At 67.3% G+C, this 16279-nt stretch carries 14 protein-coding genes and 1 tRNA gene; 9 read left to right on the plus strand and 6 right to left on the minus strand.

Annotated features, from left to right (window positions below):
- Positions 1–64 precede the first annotated feature (64 nt).
- The 5 genes from hflK (at position 65) to AB4Z48_RS36535 (ending at position 5969) form a co-directional block, all read left to right on the plus strand.
- Positions 65–1453 (plus strand): FtsH protease activity modulator HflK, encoded by a 1389-nt coding sequence (hflK, locus tag AB4Z48_RS36515; protein ID WP_441623137.1) that lies wholly within the window; start codon positions 65–67, stop codon positions 1451–1453.
- An 11-nt stretch (positions 1454–1464) separates the two neighbouring features.
- Positions 1465–2373 (plus strand): protease modulator HflC, encoded by a 909-nt coding sequence (hflC, locus tag AB4Z48_RS36520; RefSeq protein WP_441623140.1) that lies wholly within the window; start codon positions 1465–1467, stop codon positions 2371–2373.
- A gap of 284 nt (positions 2374–2657) precedes the next feature.
- A complete protein-coding gene (locus AB4Z48_RS36525; RefSeq protein ID WP_441623142.1) occupies positions 2658–3821 on the plus strand; it encodes an ATP phosphoribosyltransferase regulatory subunit in 1164 nt (387 codons plus the stop codon).
- Between the two features lie 113 nt (positions 3822–3934).
- Positions 3935–5275 carry an adenylosuccinate synthase gene (locus tag AB4Z48_RS36530; RefSeq protein ID WP_441623144.1) on the plus strand — a complete coding sequence of 447 codons (1341 nt, stop codon included), beginning with the start codon at positions 3935–3937 and terminating at the stop codon, positions 5273–5275.
- Positions 5276–5408: 133 nt separating this feature from the next.
- On the plus strand, positions 5409–5969 hold the full coding sequence (locus AB4Z48_RS36535; RefSeq protein WP_441623145.1) for a phosphoribosyltransferase: 561 nt from the start codon (positions 5409–5411) through the stop codon (positions 5967–5969).
- A gap of 28 nt (positions 5970–5997) precedes the next feature.
- Here the strand turns inward: AB4Z48_RS36535 and AB4Z48_RS36540 are convergent, their stop codons facing one another.
- The 3 genes from AB4Z48_RS36540 to AB4Z48_RS36550 form a co-directional block, all read right to left on the minus strand.
- Positions 5998–6609: an NAD(P)-dependent oxidoreductase gene (locus tag AB4Z48_RS36540; RefSeq protein ID WP_441623147.1), complete on the minus strand. Its 612-nt coding sequence runs from the start codon at positions 6607–6609 to the stop codon at positions 5998–6000.
- Between the two features lie 145 nt (positions 6610–6754).
- Positions 6755–7192: an Rrf2 family transcriptional regulator gene (locus AB4Z48_RS36545; protein WP_441623149.1), complete on the minus strand. Its 438-nt coding sequence runs from the start codon at positions 7190–7192 to the stop codon at positions 6755–6757.
- A 545-nt stretch (positions 7193–7737) separates the two neighbouring features.
- Positions 7738–7824, minus strand: a tRNA-Leu gene (locus AB4Z48_RS36550).
- A gap of 68 nt (positions 7825–7892) precedes the next feature.
- Here AB4Z48_RS36550 and rnr point away from each other — a divergent pair.
- The 3 genes from rnr (at position 7893) to AB4Z48_RS36565 (ending at position 12048) form a co-directional block, all read left to right on the plus strand.
- Positions 7893–10469 (plus strand): ribonuclease R, encoded by a 2577-nt coding sequence (rnr, locus tag AB4Z48_RS36555; RefSeq protein ID WP_441623151.1) that lies wholly within the window; start codon positions 7893–7895, stop codon positions 10467–10469.
- A gap of 72 nt (positions 10470–10541) precedes the next feature.
- Positions 10542–11285, plus strand: a complete 744-nt coding sequence (gene rlmB, locus AB4Z48_RS36560) for a 23S rRNA (guanosine(2251)-2'-O)-methyltransferase RlmB (protein WP_441623153.1) — start codon at positions 10542–10544, stop codon at positions 11283–11285.
- Between the two features lie 4 nt (positions 11286–11289).
- Complete coding sequence (locus tag AB4Z48_RS36565) at positions 11290–12048, plus strand: SIR2 family NAD-dependent protein deacylase (RefSeq protein WP_441623155.1); 759 nt, start codon at positions 11290–11292, stop codon at positions 12046–12048.
- A 66-nt stretch (positions 12049–12114) separates the two neighbouring features.
- Here the strand turns inward: AB4Z48_RS36565 and tal are convergent, their stop codons facing one another.
- The gene (tal, locus tag AB4Z48_RS36570) at positions 12115–13053 is read right to left on the minus strand and encodes a transaldolase (protein WP_441623157.1); all 939 of its coding nucleotides are present in this window, start codon (positions 13051–13053) and stop codon (positions 12115–12117) included.
- Positions 13054–13310: 257 nt separating this feature from the next.
- Here tal and rpiA point away from each other — a divergent pair, with 257 nt between their 5' ends.
- Complete coding sequence (gene rpiA / locus AB4Z48_RS36575) at positions 13311–13997, plus strand: ribose-5-phosphate isomerase RpiA (RefSeq protein ID WP_441623159.1); 687 nt, start codon at positions 13311–13313, stop codon at positions 13995–13997.
- 108 nt (positions 13998–14105) lie between these two features.
- Here rpiA and AB4Z48_RS36580 read toward each other — a convergent pair whose 3' ends face one another.
- Both AB4Z48_RS36580 and argA read right to left on the minus strand, forming a co-directional pair.
- Positions 14106–14381 carry an oxidative damage protection protein gene (locus tag AB4Z48_RS36580; protein ID WP_441623161.1) on the minus strand — a complete coding sequence of 92 codons (276 nt, stop codon included), beginning with the start codon at positions 14379–14381 and terminating at the stop codon, positions 14106–14108.
- 111 nt (positions 14382–14492) lie between these two features.
- The gene (gene argA, locus AB4Z48_RS36585) at positions 14493–15944 is read right to left on the minus strand and encodes an amino-acid N-acetyltransferase (RefSeq protein WP_441623162.1); all 1452 of its coding nucleotides are present in this window, start codon (positions 15942–15944) and stop codon (positions 14493–14495) included.
- Between the last annotated feature and the right edge of the window lie 335 nt (positions 15945–16279).

Raw genomic sequence — 16279 nt, forward strand, 5'->3', positions numbered from 1 at the left:
GAAAATGTGGCGTCGATGACTGTTAGAATCCCCCTGTTCCAACTATCCCGGACCCGTGCACTTCATGCCCCAGTTTCCCCGGAATCCTGAATCGAGCCATGCCTTCGGCGCCCGCGCCAGCGGTGTCGCCCCCTATCGGACGGCCTGGCAGCGTTTGCGCGCGATCCTGTCGTTGAACGATCCACGTTGGGGTCGGGGCGATGATGAAGACAAGGATAAGGACAAGGACGGCCGCGACAACAACCGGCAGCAGCAACAGCGTCCACCCCAGGACGGCCCGCCCGACCTGGATGAGCTCTGGCGCGACTTCAACCGTCGCCTGAACGGCCTGCTCGGCCGCAAGGAGAACGGTGGCGGCGGCAACCAGGGTTTTGGCGGCGGCGCGCGCACCCCGGGCAAGGGCTCGGGCGTGGGTGCCGGCGTCGTCGTGGTCGCGGCCATCGGCATCTGGCTGGCCAGCGGCTTCTTCATGGTGCAGGAAGGTCAGACCGCGGTCATCCTGCAGTTCGGCAAGTTCAAGTACACCACCGGCCCCGGCATCAACTGGCGCCTGCCGTATCCGATCCAGTCGGCCGAGATCGTCAACCTGTCGAGCGTGCGCTCGGTGGAAGTGGGCCGCTCGACCTCGATCAAGGACAGCAACCTGAAGGACGCGTCCATGCTGACGCAGGACGAGAACATCATCGACGTCCGCTTCACGGTGCAGTACGACATCCAGGACGCCAGCGAATTCCTGTTCTTCAACAAGACCGACCGCGGCGGCGATGAAGAACTGGTGACGCAGGCAGCCGAGACCTCGGTGCGCGAGATCGTCGGGCGCAACAAGATGGATGCGGTGCTGTACGAGAACCGCGAGCAGATCGCGCAGAATCTCGCCAAGTCGATCCAGTCCATCCTGTCGGCCTACAAGACCGGCATTCGCGTGATCTCGGTCAACGTGCAGAGCGTGCAGCCGCCCGAGCAGGTGCAGGCCGCCTTCGACGACGTCAACAAGGCCAGCCAGGACCGCGAGCGCGCCATCAGCGAGGGCCAGGCCTACGCCAACGACGTGATCCCGCGCGCCAAGGGCACGGCCGCGCGCCTGAACGAAGAAGCGTCGGCCTACAAGTCGCGCGTGGTCAACCAGGCCGAAGGCGATTCCGCACGCTTCCAGCAGGTCCAGGCGCAGTACGCCAAGGCACCGCAGGTGACGCGCGACCGCCTCTACATTGAAACCATGCAGCAGATCTATACCAATTCGACCAAGGTGCTGGTGGATTCGCGCCAGGGCAACAATCTCCTCTACCTGCCGCTGGACAAGCTGATGTCGCAGGTGCAGGCCGATCCGCGCGCGCCGGCCGCCGGCGCCGCGCAGGCTCCCGCCACCGGCAGCGGCAGCACGCCCGCGCCCGAGGCCAACGGCGATAACCGGTCGCGCGAACTGCTGCGCAACCGTGACCGCGATTCGCGCTGAGGAGCCCTGACATGAACCGACTGATTTCCATTGTCATTGGCCTCTTCATCCTGCTGGCGATCGGCTCCTCGATGGTGTTCGTGGTGGACCAGCGCCAGTACGCCGTGGTCTTCGCCTTTGGCGAGATCAAGCAGGTGGTGCGCGAGCCCGGCCTGCACTTCAAGTTGYCGCCGCCGCTGCAGAACGTGATCTTCATGGACCGCCGCCTGCTGACCATCGACGCGACCGCGTCCGAGCGTTTCCTGACCGCCGAGAAGAAGAGCATGGTGGTGGACTGGTTCGTCAAATGGCGCATCGTCGATCCGCGCAAGTTCTATGTTGCCTTCAACGGCAATATCCGCGGCGCCCAGGATCGCATGACCCAGCGTATCGATTCGGTCGCCCGCGAGGAATTCGGCAAGCGCACCGTGGCCGACGTGGTCGCCGGCGAGCGCGACAAGGTCATGCAGAACATCCGCTCGGCCATGGCCGACTACGCCCAGTCGGTCGGCGTCGAGATCATCGACGTGCGCCTCAAGCGCGTGGACCTGCTGCCCGCGATCAGCGAATCGGTGTACCGCCGCATGGAGGCCGAGCGCAAGCGCGTGGCCAACGAACTGCGTTCCACCGGCGCGGCCGAAGGCGAGAAGATCCGCGCCGACGCCGACCGCCAGCGCGAAGTCGTGCTGGCCGAGGCCTACCGCGACGCGCAGAAGATCAAGGGCGAGGGCGATGCCCAGGCTTCGCAGATCTACGCCGATGCATTCGGCCGCGATCCGCAGTTCGCGCAGTTCTGGCGCAGCATGGAGGCTTACCGGAATACCTTCCGCGACAAGCGCGACGTGTTGGTGCTGGAGCCCAATTCCGACTTCTTCCGCTATATGCGCTCGGCGGGAGGCGCCCCGGCGCCGGCCGCGGCGCCGGCGGCAGGACGTCGCTAGCAGGGCCACGCTGGGCGGCCACGGCCGCCGGGCGCCAGGACAAAACCCCGGCTTGCCGGGGTTTTGTCCGGCTGGAGGGGCGGCGATGCGCGCCGCGGCGGGCGTCGCGGCCGTCTCACGGCGGCGCTGCCGGGTGACTGGCAGCCGGCTTGCCGCTGGCGAGGAAGACTGCGCGAACGAATGCGCAATCGCATGCGCAAACGAATGCGCGAACGAATGCGCGAACGAAATTCAACGGGTGCACCAAGGGCGCCCGGCAACTGCATGACGTGAAGAGATTTACCATGTCCAACCACTGGCTTCTGCCTGAAAACATTGCCGACGTGCTGCCGTCGGAGGCCCGCAAGATCGAGGAACTGCGCCGCCGCATGCTGGACCTGTTCCGCACCTACGGCTACGAGCTCGTCATGCCGCCGATGCTGGAGTACCTGGAGTCGCTGCTGACCGGCACCGGGCACGACCTCGACCTGCGCACGCTCAAGCTGGTGGATCAGCTGTCCGGCCGCACCATGGGCCTGCGCGCCGATATCACGCCCCAGGTGGCCCGGATCGACGCCCATTTGCTCAACCGCTCCGGCGTGACCCGCCTGTGCTATGCCGGCAATGTGCTGCATGCCCGCCCGGCGGGTTTTCGCGCGACGCGCGAGCCGATCCAGGTCGGCGCGGAGATCTACGGCCATGCCGGCCTCGAAGCCGACGTCGAAATCCAGGCCCTGATGCTGGCCGCGCTCCAGGTGGCCGGGCTGACCGATGTCCGGCTCGACCTGTGCCACGCCGGCATCCTGGAAGCCTTGCTCGACGGCCTGCCGTCGAGCCGCAAGATCGAGGACGCGCTGTTCGCCGCGCTCGAGACCAAGGATGTTTCGGCGCTGCGCGAGCTGACCGAAGGCATGCCGCAAGCCGAGCGCGATGCGCTGCTGGCCCTGCCAACGCTGTATGGCGGGGTGGAGGTGCTGGAGCGCGCCCGCGCCACGCTGCCGGCCAGCCCGGCCATCGGGCGCGCGCTGGATGAACTGGCCGCGCTGGCCGCCGAGGTGAACGGAGCCAGCGTCAATATCGACCTGTCCGACCTGCGCGGCTACCACTACCACAGCGGCGTGATGTTCACCGCCTACGTGGCCGGCCTGCCCAACTACGTGGCCCGCGGTGGCCGTTACGACAAGGTCGGGGAAGCCTTTGGCCGCGCCCGGCCCGCAACCGGCTTCTCGCTGGATTTGCGCGAAGTTGCCGCGCTGTCACCGCTGGAAGTGCGGGCATTCGCCATTTTCGCGCCGTGGGATGCGGATCCCGAGCTGCGCGCGAAGATCGCCGCGCTGCGCGCCGAGGGCGAGATCGTGATCCAGTCGCTGCCGGGCCATACGCACCAGCTCGACGAGTTCAATTGCGACCGCCAGCTCGTGCGCGACGCCGGCGGCTGGACGGTGGTGCCGCGCCGCGCGGGCGCCTGAGCGCCGCGCCGGCTCGTTTCATTTCCTTCGCGTTGCAGGCCGATCTCCCCAAAATCGGGGAGTTGTCCGGCAACGAGAGTAAAATACGTTTTTAACCTTCTGACCAAATCAACATGTCCGCTTCTGCAGTAAGCCAGGGACGCAATGTCGTCGTGATCGGCACCCAGTGGGGTGACGAAGGCAAAGGGAAAATCGTCGATTGGCTTACCGATCATGCAAAGGGCGTGGTGCGGTTCCAGGGTGGCCACAATGCGGGCCACACCCTCATCATCGGCGGCAAGAAGACCATCCTGCGACTGATCCCGTCGGGCATCATGCGCGCAGGCACGGTCTGCTACATCGGCAATGGCGTGGTGCTGTCGCCCGAGGCGCTGTTCCGCGAGATCGAAGAACTGGAAAGCGCCGGCCTGCAGGTGCAGAACCGCCTGCGCATCTCCGAAGCAACCACGCTGATCCTGCCGTACCACGTTGCCATCGACAAGGCGCGCGAAGCGCGCCGCGGCGCCGGCAAGATCGGCACCACCGGCCGCGGCATCGGCCCGGCCTACGAAGACAAGGTAGCCCGCCGCGCGCTGCGCGTGCAGGACCTGTTCGATCCCAAGCTGTTCGCCGAGCGCCTGCGCGAAAACCTGGACCTGCACAACTTCATGCTGACCCAGTACCTGGGCGCCGAAGCGGTGGACTTCCAGCAGACCCTGGACGAAATGCTGGCCTACGCGCCGCGCCTGGCGCCGATGGTGGCCGACGTGTCCGCCGAGCTGTACGCGGTCAACGCCGCCGGCGACAACCTGATGTTCGAAGGCGCGCAAGGCACGCTGCTCGATGTCGACCACGGCACCTATCCGTTCGTCACTTCCAGCAACTGCGTGGCCGGTGCGGCCGCGGCGGGCGCCGGGGTCGGCCCGGGCCGCCTGAACTACATCCTGGGCATCACCAAGGCGTACTGCACCCGCGTGGGTTCGGGCCCGTTCCCCAGCGAGCTGTACGACAACGACAACCCCGCCCGCCAGGATCCGGTGGGCGTGCGCCTGGCCAACGTCGGCAAGGAATTCGGCTCGGTCACCGGCCGTCCGCGCCGCACCGGCTGGCTCGATGCCGCCGCGCTCAAGCGCTCGGTGCAGATCAACGGCGTGTCGGGCCTGTGCATGACCAAGCTCGACGTGCTGGATGGCCTGGAAACCCTGAAGCTGTGCGTGGGTTACGAGCTGGACGGCAAGACCGTCGACATCCTGCCGCGCGGCTCGGATGCGGTGGCGCGCTGCGTGCCGGTGTACGAGGAGTTCCCGGGCTGGAACGAGTCCACCTTCGGCGTGAAGGCCTGGGATGCACTGCCGGAACAGGCGCGCACCTACCTCAAGCGCATCGAAGAAGTGGTCGGCATCCCGATCGACATGATCTCGACCGGCCCGGACCGCGACGAGACCATCCTCCTGCGCCACCCCTACGTGGCCTGACGCCTGGCGCGCCCGCAAGGGCGCCCGTGGCATGACGCCGGCAAGGCGTCGAGAGCACAATAGCAAATCGGCCCGCGCAAGCGGGCCGAAACATTATCGGTCGACAGACCTCAAGCCGAAGAGCTGGAAAATCATGACCCTGCCATCGAACGACGACGAGAACCTGTGGATCTCGTGGGACGAATACCACAGCCTGATCGCACGCCTCGCACTGAACGTCCATGAGTCGGGCTGGAAGTTCGACAAGATCCTGTGCCTGGCGCGTGGCGGCTTGCGCGTCGGCGACCAGATGTCGCGCATTTTCGACGTGCCCCTGGCCATCCTCGCCACCAGCAGCTATCGCGAAGCGGCCGGCACGCAGCAGGGCGACCTGGATATCGCTCAGTACATCACCATGACCCGCGGCGAGCTGTCGGGCAAGATCCTGCTGGTGGACGACCTGGTGGATTCCGGCGTGACGCTGGAGCGCGTGGGCCGCCACCTGAAGGAGCGCTATCCCGCCGTGACGGAAGTCCGCTCCTCGGTGCTCTGGTACAAGGCCTGCTCCAAGGTCAAGCCGGACTACCACGTGACCTTCCTGCCGACCAATCCCTGGATCCACCAGCCGTTCGAAGAGTACGACACCCTGCGCCCGCACAACCTCGCGGCCTGGCTCAAGCGCGGCAAGCACGCCACCGACGGCAGCGCGGGCTGAGCAGGCAGGACGCCGGGCGCGGGCCCGGTCAGTACGCCACCGTGTAGCGCTGGCGAGAGTGTGCGGGCTTTTCCACCTCGTCGATCATGGCGGTGGCGTAGTCTTCCATCGAGATCCAGCTCTTGCCCGAGGCATCGGACATCAGCGTTTCCTCGCCCGTGCGCCAGCTGCCGGTGCGGGTGCCCGGCTCGAACAGCGCCGCCGGGGAGAGGAAGGTCCAGTCGAGCGCGCTCTCGGTGCGCAGGGCCGCGAGGAAGTCGCGTCCGGCCAGGGCTTCCGCCTTGTATGCCTCGGGGAACTGGGGGGTATCCACCAGTTGCACGCCGGGCGCCACCAACAGGCTGCCGGCGCCGCCCACCACCAGCAGGCGCGGCACGCCCGCCGCCTTTACCGCACCGACGATCTGCGCGGCGCTTGCCTGCAGGAAGCGCACCGTGCTGATGACCACGTCGCTGCCGGCGATCGCCGCGGCCAGCGCCCCGGTGTCCGCCACGTCGGCGTTGCGGGCGGTGAGGTTCGGTTGCGCCGGGAGCTTCCCGGCCTGGCGTGCGACGGCGGTCACTGCGTGGCCGCGGCGCAGGGCCTCATCGATCAGGCGGGTGCCGACGCGACCGGTGGCGCCGATGATTGCGATTTTCATCTTTAACTCCTTGCTTGGCTGTATAGCCTGGTTACTTTAGCCCGGCTGCATCGCCAGTGCGGCGATCGCGGCAGGGCATGCCCGCGGCTGGCGCGAGCATGGGGCTGATGTGAAACTGATTTGGTTACACATCAGGTCAAAAAAATCAGCGCTTGCGGCGCTCCGCGGCGGCACGCTCCACCTCCGCCAGCATGCCGGCGATGGTGGTCTGTGCCAGCGCGCTGTCCATTGCCGCCTGCGCGTGGTCGGCGGCCTGCTTCAGCGCACCCGTGATTTCCCGGCCCACCATGCACGCCGGGTTGGGCGCGCTGTGGTGCAGCGTGATCAGCGCGGTCGATTCCACCGCGCGGAACACGTCGAGCAAGGTGATCGACGCCGCCGCGCGCGCCAGCGAGGCGCCGCCGGTGCTGCCCATCGCGGTGCTCACCAGTCCGGCCTCGGCCAGCTGGCCCACCAGCCGGCGGATCAGCGCCGGGTTGGTGCCCACGCTGCCCGCGATCAGGGACGACGGCAAGGGCTCGTCGGCGCTGGCCAGCAAGGTGAGGATATGAACGGCAACGGCGAAGCGGCTACTGGTGGTCATGGTTAGTGATGCAATGTGAAACCATGATAGTTACAGATACCGCCGACTGTCAAGCTGCCGATTATCTGGCAGGCGGACGGCGTCGCGGCAAGGAGGGTGTCCAGGCCGAATAGCGGATGCACGGCTGGAGATGCGCTTGGGCATAAACAGTGCGGTTCATGGCGAAAATCGCGGGAAATCTTCGGGAAACACGACATTTGGACGCGCGCGTGGCGGAAGAATGCCGGTATCGGCACTGAAACTGATACACTCACCCGCAGCGCAGCAGTCGGCGCGAAAGGCGGTCGGTTGGCGGTCGGTTGGCGGTGGTTTTCGCCCGGGCCGCGCCCTGGTGGTTCGTGTGAACGCCGGGCCCTGTGACAGGGCCGCCTGAGGGCGGCGAGGCATACGCCGCGAACCGCCGCTGTGTTTATATTGATTGGTCGCGCGGTCGCGCGGTCGCGCAAATCGAAAATATCGAATCGGGAGCAGCAAGTTGTCAGATCAGACGCCGGAAAACAAAAAACCCGCAAGGCTCGAAAGCGCTGCGGGTTTCCCGTTTGATCTGGTGCCCAGGAGAGGACTCGAACCTCCACAGTGTTGCCACCGCTAGGACCTGAACCTAGTGCGTCTACCAATTTCGCCACCTGGGCGGGCGTCGAAACAACAGAAGCGCTCATTATAGCGACCGCAATACGTTTGTCAAATACTATCTATAAAATTGAATCAAAATAACTATCCGATCCCTAGCCGGGAAGAAATCCTCGGCGTCCTGAGGACGTCCGGGTCGCCCCTGTCGGCTGGCGACATTGCCAAGGCGCTCGCCGTCACGCGCAAGGAACACGACGGATTCCAGAAACGCCTCGCCGCCATGGAGCGCGACGGCCAGATCGAACTCAACCGCAAGGGCCGCTACGAGCTGGCCCACCAGCCCAACTTCGTGGTCGGACGCGTGCAGGGCCACCGCGATGGTTTCGGCTTCCTGATCCGCGACGACGGCGACGACGATATTTTCCTGCCCGAGCGCGAACTGCAGAAGGCGATGCACAACGACCGCGCCCAGGTGCGCGTGATCGGCTACGACCGGCGCGGCCGGCCCGAAGGCCAGATCGTCGAGATCATCGAACGCGCCAACCGCTACGTGATCGGCCGCCTGCTCAGTGAAGGCGGGGTGCTGGTGGTGGCGCCGGAAGACAAGCGCATCAGCCAGGACATCCTGATTCCGCCCAAGGCGCAGGGCAAGGCGCGCGTGGGGCAGGTGGTCAGCGTGGAAATCATCGACTATCCCGACCGCTACGTGCAGCCGGTGGGCCGCGTGGTGGAAGTGCTGGGCGACATCGACGATCCCGGCATGGAGATCGAGATCGCCGTGCGCAAGTACGGCGTGCCGCATGCCTTCTCCGATGCGTGCGCCAAGGAAGCCGCCGCGCTGCCGGACACGGTGCGCGAATCCGACCTCGACCACCGCATTGACCTGCGCGACGTGCCGCTGGTGACCATCGATGGCGAAGACGCACGCGACTTCGACGACGCGGTCTACTGCGAGCCGGTCAAGATCGGGCGTGCCAAGGGCTGGCGCCTGGTGGTGGCGATCGCCGACGTGTCGCACTACGTGCGCCCCGGCACGCCGCTCGATGCCGATGCGCTGGACCGCGCCACGTCGGTGTATTTCCCGCGCCGCGTGATCCCGATGTTGCCGGAGAAGCTCTCCAACGGGCTGTGCTCGCTCAACCCGCAGGTGGACCGCCTGTGCATGGTGTGCGATGCGGTCATCACCGCCAAGGGCGAGCTCAAGGCCTACCAGTTCTACCCGGCCGTGATGCACTCGGCGGCACGCCTGACCTATAACGAGGTCTGGGCCGTGCTCTCCAACACCAAGGGCCCGGAGGCGCACAAGCGCGCCGACCTGGTGCCGCACCTGCAGAACCTGTACGAGCTGTTCCAGGTCCTGCTCAAGTCCCGCCGCGAGCGTGGCGCGATCGACTTCGACACCACCGAGACCTATATCGTCTGCAATGCGCAGGGCAAGATCGAGCAGATCCTGCCGCGCACCCGCAACGACGCGCACCGCCTGATCGAGGAATGCATGCTGGCCGCCAACGTATGCGCGGCCGATTTTCTCGAGCGTTTCAAGCACCCCACGCTGTATCGCATCCACGCGGGGCCGAGCGAGGAAAAGCTCAAGAACCTGCGCGAGTTCCTCAGGACCGTGGGGCTGTCGCTGGCCGGCGGCGACAAGCCGCAGGCGGCCGACTACGCCGACGTGATGGACAAGATCAAGAGCCGTCCCGACGCGCCCATGCTGCAGACCATGCTGCTGCGCTCGATGCAGCAGGCGGTCTACAGCCCGGACAATATCGGCCACTTCGGCTTGTCGTACGAGGCCTACGCCCACTTCACCAGCCCGATCCGCCGCTACCCTGACTTGCTGGTCCACCGCGCCATCAAGGCCGTGCTGGCGCACACCAAGTACCAGCCGGCGTTCGCCCCCGGCACGGCGCTGAATACCGCCATCGCGCCCAAGGCCCGCCGCATGCAGGCCAAGGACGCCGCGGCCAAGGCCGAACAGAGCGCGGCGCGCGCCAAGCGCAACGAAGCCATCTGGGACGAGCTCGGCCTGCACTGCTCGGCCAACGAGCGCCGCGCCGACGAAGCCTCGCGCGACGTGGAAGCCTGGCTCAAGTGCTACTTCATGCGCGACAAGCTCGGCAGCGAGTACTCCGGCACCATCAGCTCGGTGACCTCCTTCGGCATCTTCGTGCAGCTCGACGAGCTGTATGTGGAAGGCCTGGTCCACGTTACCGAGCTGGGCAGCGACTACTTCCAGTACGACGAAGCGCGCAACGAACTGCGCGGCGAGCGCACCGGCATCCGCTACCGCCTGACCGACCGCGTGCGCGTGCAGGTTTCGCGCGTGGACCTGGATGCTCGCAAGATCGACTTCCGCCTGGTGCAGGAACCGTCGGCCAAGAACCTGCGTGCCCGTGCGCCGGTCACCGAGGCGCAGCCGCGCGTGCCCGCCGCGCACGCCGTGCCGGCGCGCAAGAAGGGCCGCCAGCTGGCGGCGCTGCTGGGCGGCACCTCCAAGCCGGAAGAATCGTTCGACGAAACGCTCGACCGCGTGATCGAAGAACAGCCGGTGTTCGAGGCCGTCATCACGCCCGTCAAGACGCGTATCGGCCAGGGCGGCAAGCCGGCCAAGCGCGCCGCCAAGCCCAAGCCGGCCCATCTCGGGTCGGGTCCCAAGGGCGGCGGCAAGCCGGCCGGCAAGAGCAGCCGCGCCGCGCGCAAGCGCTGAGGTGGCGGGGGGAGCCGCAACCGGTTCCCCCGCTCTGGACACGCGGCAAGGCCCGGCGGGTACAATCCCGCCATGGCTAAACAAAAACTCCTGATCGGCTTTCACGCCGTCACCGCGCGCCTGCGCCAGGACGCCGCGGGCGTCACCGATGTCTATGTAGAATCCGCGCGGCGTGACCGCCGCATGCAGGACTTCATCCGGCTTGCCGAAAGCCTCAATGTGCGCCTGCATCCGGTGGACGCAGAGCGCCTGCGCGGCATGGCCGGCACCGATCGCCACCAGGGCGTGGTGGCCCGCGCCGAAGACGTGGCGCTGGCACTCAATCTCGACGAACTGCTGGATGGCATCGAAGGCACGCCGCTGCTGCTGGTGCTGGACGGCGTCACCGACCCGCACAACCTGGGCGCCTGCCTGCGCGTGGCCGATGGTGCCGGCGCGCATGCCGTGATCGCCCCCAAGGACCGCAGCGTGGGCCTCAACACCACCGTGGCCAAGGTCGCCAGCGGTGCGGCCGAGACCGTTCCCTACATCACCGTCACCAACCTGGCGCGCACCCTGCGCGAATTGCAGGAGCGCGGCATCTGGGTGATCGGCACGGCTGACGGCGCCGACAAGACCGTCTACGACGTCGACCTCAAGGGTCCGATGGCTCTCGTCATGGGCGCCGAAGGCGAGGGCATGCGTCGCCTCACGCGCGAGACTTGCGACGAACTGGTCGGCATTCCCATGGCCGGCGGCGTGGAGAGCCTGAACGTCTCCGTGGCCAGCGGCGTGTGCCTGTATGAAGCGGTGCGCCAGCGCCGCCTGCCGCGCTGAGCCCATGGCCGCGGAAATCGATGCGCCTTCTCTGGCGGCCGCGCGCGGCCTGATCGCCGGAGCCGGCAGCATCATGGTGCTGACCGGCGCCGGCGTCTCGGCCGAGTCGGGCGTTCCGACCTTCCGCGATGCCATGACCGGCCTCTGGTCACGTTTCAATCCGGAGGAACTGGCGCAGGAAGACGCTTACCGGCGCCAGCCCGCGCTGGTCTGGGAGTGGTACCTGCACCGGCGCGAGCTGGTCGCGGCCACCCATCCGAACCCCGCGCATTTCGCGCTGGCCGCGCTCGCGGCGCAAAGAAACCTCACCCTGGTCACGCAAAACGTCGACGGCCTGCACCAGCGCGCCGGCAGCCGCGATGTGATCGAACTGCACGGCAACCTGTTCGCCAACAAATGGCTGGACGGCTGCGGCCGCTGCGACCCGGCCACGGCCATTCCCGGCATGCCGCCGCGCTGCAACCTGTGCGGCGCCATGATGCGTCCCGGCGTGGTGTGGTTCGGCGAGGACCTGCCGCGCGTGGCGCGCTATCGCGCCGAGCACGCGGCCGAGACCTGCGATTGCTGCCTGGTGGTGGGCACCTCCGGCCTGGTGTACCCGGCCGCCGGCCTGCCCGGCATCGCCAAGGACCACGGCGCGCAGGTCATCGTGGTCAATCCCGAGCCCTCGGCGCTGGACCAGACCGCCGATATCGTGCTGCGCGGACCGGCGGGCGTGGTGCTGCCGCAGCTGTGGGACGGATCCGTGCCGGCCCGATCCTGAACCGGATGGTCCCGCCGATTGCGCAGGGACCATCCCGGTGTGAACGGGAGCTGGGTGAGCGGGAGGCTAGCCCGCGATCAGCGCTTCCAGCTTGACCGCATCCGCTGCGAACAGGCGGATGCCGTCGGACAGCTTCTCCGTGGCCATCTGGTCCTCGTTCAACTGCCAGCGGAAGGCCGCTTCGCTGCATTCGATGCGGGCGATATTGGCGGCCTGGGCCTGGTCGACCGACAGCTTGCGCTCGACCGTGCCTGCGGTGGCGGCGAGTTTCTCGAGCAGGTCCGGGCTGATGGTCAGCAGGTCGCAACCGGCCAGCGAGAGGATCTGCTCGGTGCTGCGGAAGCTGGCGCCCATCACTTCGGTGGGGTGGCCGAACTTCTTGTAGTAGTCGTAGATCTGGCGCACCGAGCGCACGCCGGGGTCGTTGTCGCCGGCATTGGCGGCAACATCCCAGTTGTCGCCGGCCTGCTTCTTGTGCCAGTCGAGAATGCGGCCGACGAAGGGCGAGATGAGTTGCGCGCCGGCTTCGGCGCAGGCCACGGCCTGGGCCAGCGAGAACAGCAGCGTCATATTGCAGCGGATGCCTTCGCGCTGCAGCACCTCGGCGGCGCGGATGCCCTCCCAGGTGGAGGCGATCTTGATCAGCACGCGTTCGCGCGCCACGCCGCGCTGCTCGTACAGCGAGATCAGGTGGCGGGCCTTGGCCAGGGTGGCTTCCGTGTTGAAGGACAGGCGGGCATCGACCTCGGTGGACACACGGCCGGGCACGATGGCCAGGATCTCGCAGCCGAAGCCGATCAGCAAGGCGTCCATGACGGCGTCGATGCCGTCGTTGTCGCGCACGGCGCGGTCCAGCAGCGGGCGGTACTCGGCCTTCTGCACGGCCTTGAGGATCAGGGACGGGTTGGTGGTGGCGTCTTGCGGCGTGTACTGCTTCATCAACTGGAAGTCGCCGGTGTCCGCCACTACGGTGGTGAACTGCTTGAGCTGATCGAGCTGGTTCATGGTCGGTGAGTTGCTGGTAGAGGTTGGTGATGACGCCGGGCCGGTGTGCCTGGCCGCGGGCGTCGCTGTACATCGTTGCCTTCCCCGGCAGGGGAGGGCGGCGCAGAGCGCAATGCGGTGGCCGGCGCGCGGGATGCTTTCATGCGGTCCGCCGCCGGTCTCGAAGCCATTGTACCGCCGGCCGGTGGCGCCTCCGGCGATGCCACGGCAATCCGGTACACTATGCGGTTTCCCCCAAAAGCAGACGGGCTGTTGTCATGAATCAGGATGAACTGAAGGCGCTGGTGGCGCAAGCCGCGGCGGACTATGTCGAGAAGGAAGTGCCGGCTGGTGCCGTGCTCGGCGTTGGCACGGGCTCCACGGCCAACCTCTTTATCGATGCGGTGGCGGCGTTCAAGGAGCGCTTTGCCGGCGCGGTTTCCAGCTCGGAAGCTTCCACCCGCCGCCTGCAGCAGCATGGCTTCAAGGTGCTGGACCTGAACGAGGTCGATGAAATCCCCGTGTACGTGGACGGTGCCGACGAGATCGACGCCAGCGGCGCCATGATCAAGGGCGGCGGCGGCGCGCTGACGCGCGAGAAGATCGTGGCCTCGGTGGCGCAGCGCTTTGTGTGCATCGCCGATGGCAGCAAGCTGGTCGACGTGATGGGCGCATTCCCGCTGCCGGTGGAAGTGATTCCGATGGCACGCGCGGCGGTAGCGCGCAAGCTGGCGGCGTTCGGCGGCCAGCCGCGCCTGCGCATGACCAAGGAAGGCGGCATCTTCAAGACCGACAACGGCAACGTGATCCTGGACGTCAGCGGCCTGAAGATCACCGATCCGAAGGCGCTGGAGGCCTCGATCAACCAGGTGCCGGGCGTGGTGACGGTCGGCCTGTTCGCGCTGCGCGGCGCGGACGTGCTGCTGCTGGGCACGCCGGAGGGCGTCAAGCGCAGCGACTACTGACGCTGGGCTGCGACGGCCCCGCACGGGGCGCGCCGGAACGAAAAAGGGTGCCGCGAGAGGCACCCTTTTTTATTCCCGGGCGCGGCACCAGGCCGCGCGCCAGGCACATTACGCCTGCGGCGGCGGCACGTAGCCCTGGGCCTGGTCGGCGCCTTCGCCGAAGAAATACTTCTCGGTCTGCTTGAGCAGGTACTGGCGCGCGCGCGTATCGGCCATGTTGAGGCGGTTTTCATTGATCAGCATGGTCTGGTGCTTGAGCCAGCCAGCCCAGGCTTCCTTGGACACGGTCTGCCAGATCTTCTTGCCGAGTTCGCCAGGCAGCGGCGGCAGGTCGAGCCCTTCGGCTTCCTTGTTGAGCTTGACGCATTGAACCATGCGGGCCATGGGGAACTCCTTGTTGTCGTGTGATGTAGCCGGCGCGGCGAAACGGCCGGCCGTTGCGGTGGCGCTATTGTAACGAAGCCGGGGCGAGCCTTCAGGCTACCCCCACCGGCGTCACAGTTTTTTCATCAGCACCATCGACTTGCGTTGCCAGTTGTACAGCTTGCGCTTGTCTTCGGGCAGGTCGTCCACGTTGGCGTGCACGAAGCCGCGCTTGAGGAACCAGTGCTCGGTGCGGGTGGTAAGCACGAACAGGCGATCCAGGCCGAGGCTGCGGGCACGGCGCTCGATGCGCTTGAGCAGGCGCTCGCCGTCGCCGGTGCCTTGCGCCTCTGACGATACCGTGAGGCAGGCCATTTCGGCCATGCCCTCGCGCGAATACGGGTAGAGCGCGGCGCAGCCGAACAGCACGCCGTCGTGCTCGATCACCGAGAAGTTGGCGATGTCGCGCTCGATCAGGTGGCGCCCGCGCGGCACCAGCGTGCCGTCCTGCTCGAGCGGGGCGATCAGCTGCAGGATGCCGCCGACGTCGTCCAGCGTGGCTTCGCGCAGGCTTTCCAGGTCGGTGTCGGAAATCATGGTGCCGACGCCGTCGTGCAGGAACAGCTCCAGCAGCACCGAGCCGTCCAGCTCGAACGGGATCAGGTGCGCGCGCGGCACGCCGCCCTTGAGGGCCTTGACCAGGTGTTCCAGGTAATAGGCCACCTCGGGCGGCAGGTGGTTGTTCTGCAGTCGCTCGACGGCGGTGCGCAGCGACATTTCCGGCATCATCCTGCCGGACGCGTCCTGCACGCCGGGCACTTCGGTGATGAAGACCAGCTTGTCGGCCTTGATGGCGGTGGCGGTGGCGCTGGCCACGTCTTCCATCGACAGGTTGAAGGCCTGGCCGGTGGGCGAGAAACCAAGCGGCGAAAGCAGCACCACCTTGCCGTGCGAGAGCGACATGCGCACCGATTCGCCGTCGATCTTGCGCACCAGGCCGGTGTGCTGGTAGTCCACGCCTTCGACAATGCCGACCGGGCGCGCGGTAACGAAATTGCCCGAAATCACCGAGAGCTGGGCGCCGGCCATGGGTGTGTTGGGCAGGCCCTGGCTGAAGGCGGCCTCGATGTCCAGGCGCAGTTCGCCGGCGGCTTCCTTGGCGCATTCGAGCGCGGCGTTGTCGGTGATGCGCACGCCGGCGGCGAATTGCGACTCGACGTGGCGCAGCGCCAGTTGCTCTTCCACCTGCGGGCGCGAGCCGTGCACCAGCACGATCTGCATGCCCATGGCGTGCAGCAACGCCACGTCGTTGACGAGCGCGTTGAGCGTGCCGGCCTTGACCAGTTCGCCGGCGAAGGCGATGACGAAGGTCTTGCCGCGAAACGCGTGGATATACGGGGCGACCGCGCGCAGCCAGTCGACGAACTGCTGGTGGTCGGGGCCGCTTCGCTCGACCGGCTCGGCGGCCGGGGCGGGCACGTCGAGGGGCGCGACGAGGTGCGCGGCAGGGGCGGGAACGGGCAGGGGCTCGTCTTTTTCGGACGGCGCGGGCGCGTCGGCTGGCGTGTCGGTTCTTGCATTCATGCCGCGGATTATAATCCCGGCCAATGTCAGCACAACGCCCCGCCAAACCTTTGCCGCYGGATCGGAAAACCGATGCCGGCCGGCCCGCGCCCAAGGCCGCCCCATCCCCCGTCCAGACGCCGGCCCCGCCTGCCGCCAAGCAGGGCCGCCAGCCTGGCAATCCGGGTGTCGCTTCCGGCTCCGTTGCGGCCGCCGGCACGCAGAATCGCCCGCCGGCGCGCCGTGACGGGCGCCGGCCACCGCCGGCCGGCACGGTCGCGGGCGCCCCCGCCGCGCAAGCCGCCCAGGCTGCGCCCGCGGCGCCGGCCGCGCGACCTCCGAGGCCGCCCGGGGAG

Source organism: Cupriavidus sp. 2TAF22 (assembly GCF_052115045.1).
Classification (GTDB): domain Bacteria; phylum Pseudomonadota; class Gammaproteobacteria; order Burkholderiales; family Burkholderiaceae; genus Cupriavidus.

What these genes read in the sequence shown, in the direction of transcription:
- AB4Z48_RS36525 (WP_441623142.1), top strand. Translation starts at nt 2,658, where the DNA reads ATGTCCAACCACTGGCTTCTGCCTGAAAACATTGCCGACGTGCTGCCG.
- AB4Z48_RS36545 (WP_441623149.1), bottom strand. Translation starts at nt 7,192, where the DNA reads ATGACCACCAGTAGCCGCTTCGCCGTTGCCGTTCATATCCTCACCTTG.
- AB4Z48_RS36535 (WP_441623145.1), top strand. Translation starts at nt 5,409, where the DNA reads ATGACCCTGCCATCGAACGACGACGAGAACCTGTGGATCTCGTGGGAC.
- tal (WP_441623157.1), bottom strand. Translation starts at nt 13,053, where the DNA reads ATGAACCAGCTCGATCAGCTCAAGCAGTTCACCACCGTAGTGGCGGAC.
- argA (WP_441623162.1), bottom strand. Translation starts at nt 15,944, where the DNA reads ATGAATGCAAGAACCGACACGCCAGCCGACGCGCCCGCGCCGTCCGAA.
- AB4Z48_RS36565 (WP_441623155.1), top strand. Translation starts at nt 11,290, where the DNA reads ATGGCCGCGGAAATCGATGCGCCTTCTCTGGCGGCCGCGCGCGGCCTG.
- rlmB (WP_441623153.1), top strand. Translation starts at nt 10,542, where the DNA reads ATGGCTAAACAAAAACTCCTGATCGGCTTTCACGCCGTCACCGCGCGC.
- AB4Z48_RS36530 (WP_441623144.1), top strand. Translation starts at nt 3,935, where the DNA reads ATGTCCGCTTCTGCAGTAAGCCAGGGACGCAATGTCGTCGTGATCGGC.
- AB4Z48_RS36580 (WP_441623161.1), bottom strand. Translation starts at nt 14,381, where the DNA reads ATGGCCCGCATGGTTCAATGCGTCAAGCTCAACAAGGAAGCCGAAGGG.
- rpiA (WP_441623159.1), top strand. Translation starts at nt 13,311, where the DNA reads ATGAATCAGGATGAACTGAAGGCGCTGGTGGCGCAAGCCGCGGCGGAC.
- AB4Z48_RS36540 (WP_441623147.1), bottom strand. Translation starts at nt 6,609, where the DNA reads ATGAAAATCGCAATCATCGGCGCCACCGGTCGCGTCGGCACCCGCCTG.
- hflK (WP_441623137.1), top strand. Translation starts at nt 65, where the DNA reads ATGCCCCAGTTTCCCCGGAATCCTGAATCGAGCCATGCCTTCGGCGCC.